The sequence below is a fragment of the Phormidium sp. CCY1219 genome (assembly GCF_035615515.1).
Classification (GTDB): domain Bacteria; phylum Cyanobacteriota; class Cyanobacteriia; order Cyanobacteriales; family Laspinemataceae; genus CCY1219.
This window is the reverse complement of sequence record NZ_JAJENT010000656.1, coordinates 1-6619: the sequence shown is the minus strand read 5'-3', so window position 1 is coordinate 6619 and position 6619 is coordinate 1. Positions and strand designations below refer to the sequence as shown.

The 6619-nt window shown below is 53.3% G+C and carries 6 protein-coding genes; 3 read left to right on the top strand and 3 right to left on the bottom strand.

What is annotated here, in order from left to right; translation table 11 throughout:
- Positions 1 to 122: 122 nt before the first annotated feature.
- On the top strand, positions 123 to 617 hold the full coding sequence (locus tag LKK83_RS18915) for a DUF3172 domain-containing protein (protein WP_324632834.1): 495 nt from the start codon (positions 123 to 125) through the stop codon (positions 615 to 617).
- Positions 618 to 731: 114 nt separating this feature from the next.
- On the opposite strand, the gene LKK83_RS18910 is transcribed toward LKK83_RS18915, so the two are convergent.
- The 3 genes from LKK83_RS18910 to LKK83_RS18900 form a co-directional block, all read right to left on the bottom strand.
- Positions 732 to 2306, bottom strand: a complete 1575-nt coding sequence (locus tag LKK83_RS18910) for an AMIN domain-containing protein (protein ID WP_324632833.1) — start codon at positions 2304 to 2306, stop codon at positions 732 to 734.
- Between the two features lie 202 nt (positions 2307 to 2508).
- A complete protein-coding gene (locus tag LKK83_RS18905) occupies positions 2509 to 2739 on the bottom strand; it encodes a lipopolysaccharide assembly protein LapA domain-containing protein (RefSeq protein WP_324632832.1) in 231 nt (76 codons plus the stop codon).
- Between the two features lie 197 nt (positions 2740 to 2936).
- Entirely contained in the window at positions 2937 to 4364 is a 1428-nt protein-coding gene (locus LKK83_RS18900) for a phosphoglucomutase/phosphomannomutase family protein (protein WP_324632831.1), read from the bottom strand.
- Between the two features lie 350 nt (positions 4365 to 4714).
- On the opposite strand from LKK83_RS18900, the gene LKK83_RS18895 reads away from it, so the two are divergent.
- Entirely contained in the window at positions 4715 to 5320 is a 606-nt protein-coding gene (locus tag LKK83_RS18895) for a methyltransferase domain-containing protein (protein WP_324632830.1), read from the top strand.
- A 237-nt stretch (positions 5321 to 5557) separates the two neighbouring features.
- Entirely contained in the window at positions 5558 to 6220 is a 663-nt protein-coding gene (locus LKK83_RS18890) for a HEAT repeat domain-containing protein (RefSeq protein WP_324632829.1), read from the top strand.
- The last annotated feature ends 399 nt before the right edge of the window (positions 6221 to 6619 follow it).

Below are 6619 nucleotides of genomic sequence, written 5' to 3'. Positions count from 1 at the left end.
GAGCCGGATGAGGTGAAAATCTCAAGTCCGGTTCTGAAGACGAGTAGTTCTGGTGACGGAATTGCTTAGTTTAACATCCTAAAAAACACTCCCTACCCAATCTCTAACCACCCTAAATTACCATGTATCGAAAATCCAAATCCTCCTCTCCCTTTAACTACACCTCTCTCGCCGTTTTAGCGGGGGTCTTCGTGTTGGGAATCGGGATTGGTATTGCTTTTAGCTCCACTGCAAATTTCAGCCCAGAAAATGTGGCCTCTCGCGAAGTCATTGACCGCAGTGCCCCCAACGCGGAACTGTGCATTCAATATGGTGCCAGCGCAATGGTCATGGATACGCGCATCTTCGTCACCCTCAACCCCTTCAATGTCTATGTGGCACAGCCGAAAATGCAGCCCGGATGTGTCCTGCGAACCAATACCTGGAATATTCTCGAACAACGCAATCTGCTCTCGAAAGACCAAGTGCGCGACTGCAAAAACCGCATGAACACCTTTGGATTCACCGGTGCCCTCGAAAGCTCGCCCCGGATTAACTGCATCTATCAAAATGACTCTGCCGGCAACCTGTTCTTCCAAAACGGCGGTGGACTCCCGCCAGAAACGGAACGATTCTAATCCGGCACATCCCCAGACTCCTTCCCCTTCCCCTTGCCCGTGGCCATCCCCCAGAACCGGGGAAAGGGGGGTTCGCCGCCTTGACCCGCAAAACCCACCCCCCCCCAAGTCTCTCTAGGGCCAATGCTCCCGCAAACGCACGGGAAATACATGCCCGGGTTGGATGGTGGCGGATTTTCCCGAACTGAGAAAGGAGGTGGCTGCACCTGCGGCAGCTCCTCCTAATAACGGACCCCCAGCTAATCCGCCGAGTACCGCGCCGGCAACCGCTCCCACGGCAGAATAGCTGAGGGTTCTGCCTTCGTTGATGTTGCGCGTGCCTTGAATAAGGTCGGATTCGGCGACGAAGGGTACGGCCCGTCCGTCTAAAATCAAGGCTTCGGTTCGGTAGCGAATGCCGTCGCCATCGCTGACAAATCTGCCGATCGCCGGCGTTCCCACCGGGGCGATTAATTTCCCACTGCGATCGTACAGGTCGGAATACACTAGCAATACTTCTTGTCGCGAGGATTTTTCTTCTAAGGTTAATGGCGCAGAACCCGGATAGCTCAACACCATTACGCTACCGGCAGAAAGCATCACATCGCCGGCAATATTCGCCGCCGTTTCTTCGGTTTCCGGCGCTGTGTCCGGGGTCTGTGTTGCTTCCTCGGTGGGGGGCAACTCTGGCGGGGCAACTGTGGCAGCGGCAGTTAGATTGCCACCCGATCGCGGCAGGGGTTGCCCAAATTCGATGACGGGGGCGGTGACAACCCCGGCAGCGATCGCCTGCTCTGGGGGTCTCTCGGTTTCCGTGGCGATCGCCGGTGCGGGGGTCTCCCCGGACACTGGCTCTTCTGGTACGGGCAGGGGCGCATCCGCCTGCGCCTCTTGGGTTTCCAGGGGGGGTACGCTCACGGAGGGGCTGCGATCGCCTCCCCTGACTCCCTCGGTGGGCAGTTCAAATTCCGATAGTTCTAATTCCAGGTTTTGCTCGGGTGGCGGTACGTTCACGCTCACCGCCTCTTCTTCTCCTGGCGGCGGCGGTACGCTAACTGTGACCCCGGATAGCTCTTCTCCCGGGGATTCGCCAATCTCTAATGTCGGTGGCGGTGGCGGTGGCGGTACGTCGATGGGGACGCTTTCGTTGGCCGCAGAGATGGGTAAGGCGGGCAAGGTATCCCCCCGGGCGGCGGTATTCGGCGCATTCTCTACATTCGGGAGGGTTTCGGCGAGGTTCACGGCAGGTTGCAATACCCACCAGTTCCCTTGCCCGATGGGTTCTAGCTTCACTTGTGTGGGTTCTAAACGGGTGCCTGGGGCGAATTCCATTACCACCCGGGTGACGCCGCCTTCTAGATGTCCGACGCGAATTTGACGCACGATTCCGGGATAGTTTTCTTCCCTGGGGTCAAACCCGCGATGGCGAGTGGGAATATCGATCGCGATCCGAGGCGGTTGCTGCAAAATAAAATACTCTGGGGTGATTCCTTCGGGTAAGCTCAGTTGCAACTTGTTGGTGTAGGGATCGAATTCCCATCTTCGCAATTGTGCTGCTGCGGTTAAATGGGTTTGTCTGTCTGGGGTCGCCGCTGCTTTCTGCGCTGAGGCGATCGCGCTGGCAATCAAGAGCAGTCCCCACTGCGGACTGGAAACAGTGGGAACCAATACCAGTGACCAAAATAGCCGCGCTAAGGATGATTTTTGCATGGCTTGTCCGGATTGATTCTGAGGGTTTAGGGGTTAAAGGCGTTGGCGGGCGCGAATTTCAGGGTTTGGTTAAAAATGAAATGGTTAACAAAAATCGGGCGGGTTGATTTTTGTCTCTCGAGGACGAAGGATTTTGCCCTCGAACTCGACTGGTTATTATAGAGTACACTAGAAAAAAGGCAAAACGTCACGGGGGTTCGGGTTAGGCTCGATTGCTTCGCTTTGGCAGCACAACGATTGCGATCGCTCCTCCAATGGCACCCACTCCGACGCTGCCGGCCAGGATGAGTCCCACGGGTAGCTGAATGGACTGCAATCCGAGAAATTTTAAGGAGACTAGGGTGGCATTTTGCACGGACAAAATCGCGATCGCCATTATCCACATTGCGGCAATTGTTGCTACTAGGGTGGGAATTATTTTCGCTGCTGTCATGTTGGCACTTTGCGGTAATTGACAAGTAGTCCATTGTCCATTGGGCGATCGCTTCTCTGGTAAACCCCCGCAATGGTCAATGGACGAGATAGCGGTTCTTAGAATGGTGAGCTGTAAAACAGGGCGATAATAACGTTCGACCCTGGGGACCTCACACTCCCTGAAACTGCTAGATCCCGGACAAATTCGCCTGGACTTTACGCGAGTTGGTTGATTTTTCCTTCCATCTCTGCGGCGATTTTATCCAGTTTTTCCGAGGTGCTGGTCTCCATGTACACTCTGATTAAGGGTTCGGTCCCGGAGGGACGCAGCAAGACCCAACCTCCATCTTCTAGATACAGTTTGATCCCGTCTTTGCGTCCGACTTGTGCTACGGCAATGCCGGCTACGCGATCGGGAGGGTTTTTGTCGTAGGCGTCGAGAACTGCTTGTTTGTGTGCTTCGGTGAGGTGCAGGTCGAGTCGTCGGTTGTACAATGGCCCGCCAGCATCGGCGATCGCTTCTTCTACTAGCTGACTCAGGGGTTTGCCTTCGTAGGCGATCGCTTCGGCCACTAGCATATCGGCTAATATCCCGTCTTTCTCGGGAATATGTCCCAATACGCTCAATCCGCCGGATTCTTCTCCGCCAATCAATACGTCGGTTTCTCGCATTTTTTCGCCGACGTATTTAAACCCAACGGCGGTTTCGTAAATCTCTAATCCGTATTTCTCGGCTAGGCTGTCGAGTAAATGGGTGGTGGCAACGGTGCGAACGATCGCCCCTTTTTGTCCTTTGTTTTTGTACAGGTGCCGCGCTAGCAATAATAATATGGTGTTCGGCGTCAACACGTTGCCTTTTTCGTCCACGATGCCGAAGCGATCGCTATCTCCGTCGGTGGCCAGTCCTAAATCGGCGTTATCTTTTTTCACCGATTCTACTAACCCGACGAGCATCTCTCCTTTGGGTTCGGGCATTCCTCCGCCAAATAATACGTCGCGCCACGTATGGAAGCTTTCGACTTGGCAACCGCAATGTTGCAAGATCCCATCTAAGTACCCCCGTGAGGTGGAGTATAAGGCGTCGTATTTGACGTTTAGTTTCGCTTTGCGGATGGTCTCTACGTCGAGTAACTGGTACAAATAGTCTACATAAGCGGGTTTGGGGTCAAAGGTGCTGATTTTATCGGCGTTTTTGCCTTCTGAGGGTGCGTCTGAGGCACTGTCAATGTTGGCGACAATCGTATCGGTGATTTCTGGCGTGGCCGGCCCTGCGTAGTCGGGAATATACTTGATGCCGCAGTATGGGGCGGGGTTGTGGGAGGCGGTGAACATTAAGGCCCCCGCTGTGTCTAGCTCGCGCGCGTTGTAGGCAATGGTTGGCGTGGGACAGTCGCGATCGCTCATCTTGACGCTCCAGCCTAAATCTGCTAAAATCTCTGCCGCTGTGCGCGCAAATTCTTCGGCGAGAAATCGGGGATCGTAGGCAATTAATACCGGTTTGTCTTTGGCATATGCCTTCTCTAAGTAGGCGGCGATCGCCCGGGTTACTTTCCGCACGTTGGCAAAGGTGAAGTCTTGGGCAATAATCCCGCGCCATCCATCTGTGCCAAATTTGATTTTCTCTGCCGTGCCTGCTGCACTCATCTTGGGGACTCCCTGTGAACTCTTCACCCTCATAGTACAAGAATGCTCCGCCTTTGCGCGATCGACTCAAAATTGTTTATTTTTTATCCTAAATTGGCAATCTACAATTTTGCAGACCTCGGCCAAGGGTTCAAATTGAACTTGACAAATCTTACTTTTTTTGCTAAGGATTGCCCTGCGGAAAAACCCGCCTTGGGCTTTCACTGGCATGAAAATCGGCCCCCCGCATGCCGGGGCGCACGGCTAGATTGTATAATTTCCACGGTTCGAGATTTGCCTAGCCATTTCACCCTAACTATGCTAAGGTGGAAAATTAAATCTCAACTAGACTGATTCCACTCACAAATTTTATGGATCGAGACATCGAAATTCCCCATTTTTGGGAACAACGCTACCAAGACGGCACCACGCGCTGGGATCTGGGGCAGGAAGCACCGCCGTTTGCCCGATTGCTGAATTCTGCCGATGCACCGCCTCCGGGTCGCGCTGCAGTGTTGGGATGCGGTCGGGGTCACGATGCCCTGCTGTTTGCTACCCACGGGTTTGAAGTGGTGGGATTTGATTTTGCTCCCTCGGCGATTCAGGCGGCGAGGCGTAATGCGGAAAAAATGGCGATCGCGGCTGAATTTTTACAGCGCGATATCTTTGAGCTGGTGCCGGAATTTGCCGGGAATTTTGATTGCGTTATCGAGCATACTTGCTTTTGTGCGATTCCACCCCGCAAGCGGGAGGCTTATGTGGAGGTGACGCGATCGCTGTTGCGTCCGGGTGGGGAAGTGATAGGGTTGTTTTTTACCCACAATCGTCCCGGGGGTCCGCCGTTTGGCATCACCCCCGAGGAAATCAAACAGTATTTTGCTCCCCATTTCGAACTGGTTTCTCTGGAATTGGCGTTTGACTCGATCCCGTCGCGCCGAGGAGAAGAACACTTAGGTCGCTTCCAACGCCAAAGTTAACCTCTTGCGACCCTTAGTGAGACACTAAGTGCGATTGTTGGCCGGGATTGGGGGGATTAAGAATTGACAATTGCCAATCGAGCAAGCTGCAACTTCTCGATTGTTAATTCTTAATTGCCCTGGGGGGTGATGCCCCGGGAAGGCAGCCGAACCGCATTAACCGTCCTACCCGAATTTTAGGCATATGCCTATAATGAAGACAGGCAAAATGTAAAGTTTTATAAAGTTTCTGAAACCATGAGCCAGCTTAGTTTAGACGAAATTGCGGTAAGGTTAGAAAGTCACAATTCCGGCGATCGCCTAGTGGCCCTAGCATCTTTGCGGAATGTGTCGCCGGACGAGGCATTCCCGTTAATTGAAAAAGTGCTCGATGACGAGAACCTACAGGTGCGATCGATGGCGATTTTCGCCTTGGGAGTCAAACCCACAGCGCAATCGTTTCCGATTTTGGTGCAGGTACTCGAAAGCGAACCAGACTACAGCATTCGCGCCGGTGCGGCGGGGGCGTTAGGCTATTTAGAAGATGGCAGAGCCTTTGAACCCCTGGTGCGGGCATTTTATGAAGATACAGATTGGTTAGTGCGCTTTAGTGCGGCAGTTTCCCTGGGCAATTTAAAAAATCCGCGCGCCCAAGAGGTGCTGATAAAAGCCTTGGATAGCAAAGAAGTGGTGCTACAGCAAGCGGCGATCGCGGCATTAGGAGAAATCGGCGCAGTGGAAGCAGTCGATCGGATTTTGAGCTTTGCCCAATCAGAAGATTGGCTAGTTCGACAGCGCCTCGCGGAAGCGTTGGGTCATCTGCCCACAGAAAAGAGCATTTCTGCGTTAAAATACCTAGCCAAAGATAGTCATTCCCAAGTGGCAGAAGCCGCCCGCCTGTCTTTGCAGCGGTTGGCATAAATTGGCGATCGCATTTCCGTCTCATAGGTCTCGAATCGGGTGACGAAAGCACTGAGAAAAAAGACCAGGGAACCTGCCTCAATCTGTGTTAACCTTGTTGCAAGGTTTCCGGGGCGGGTTCATCTATGAAATAGGGCGGTTGAGCTGTCACAATGCTTTCCTCGCCCGCCATTTAGTTTCGCAAGCTTGTTCGTTTCCGGAGAAATGGTGTAAAGTGAAGGTGAAAAAGCAGATGCTAGGGACTAGCCTTGGTATCCAAATCAGGGTGCCAGTTAAATCGCTCCGGAGAAACATAAGTCGATCGCCAGGGATGCGCTCGAAGGGCAGTCAGGGACTCCGTAGAAACCAACCCCATGTCTAAAGCCAGGGGCTTGTACTTCTAACCACCTGACCAGCCTA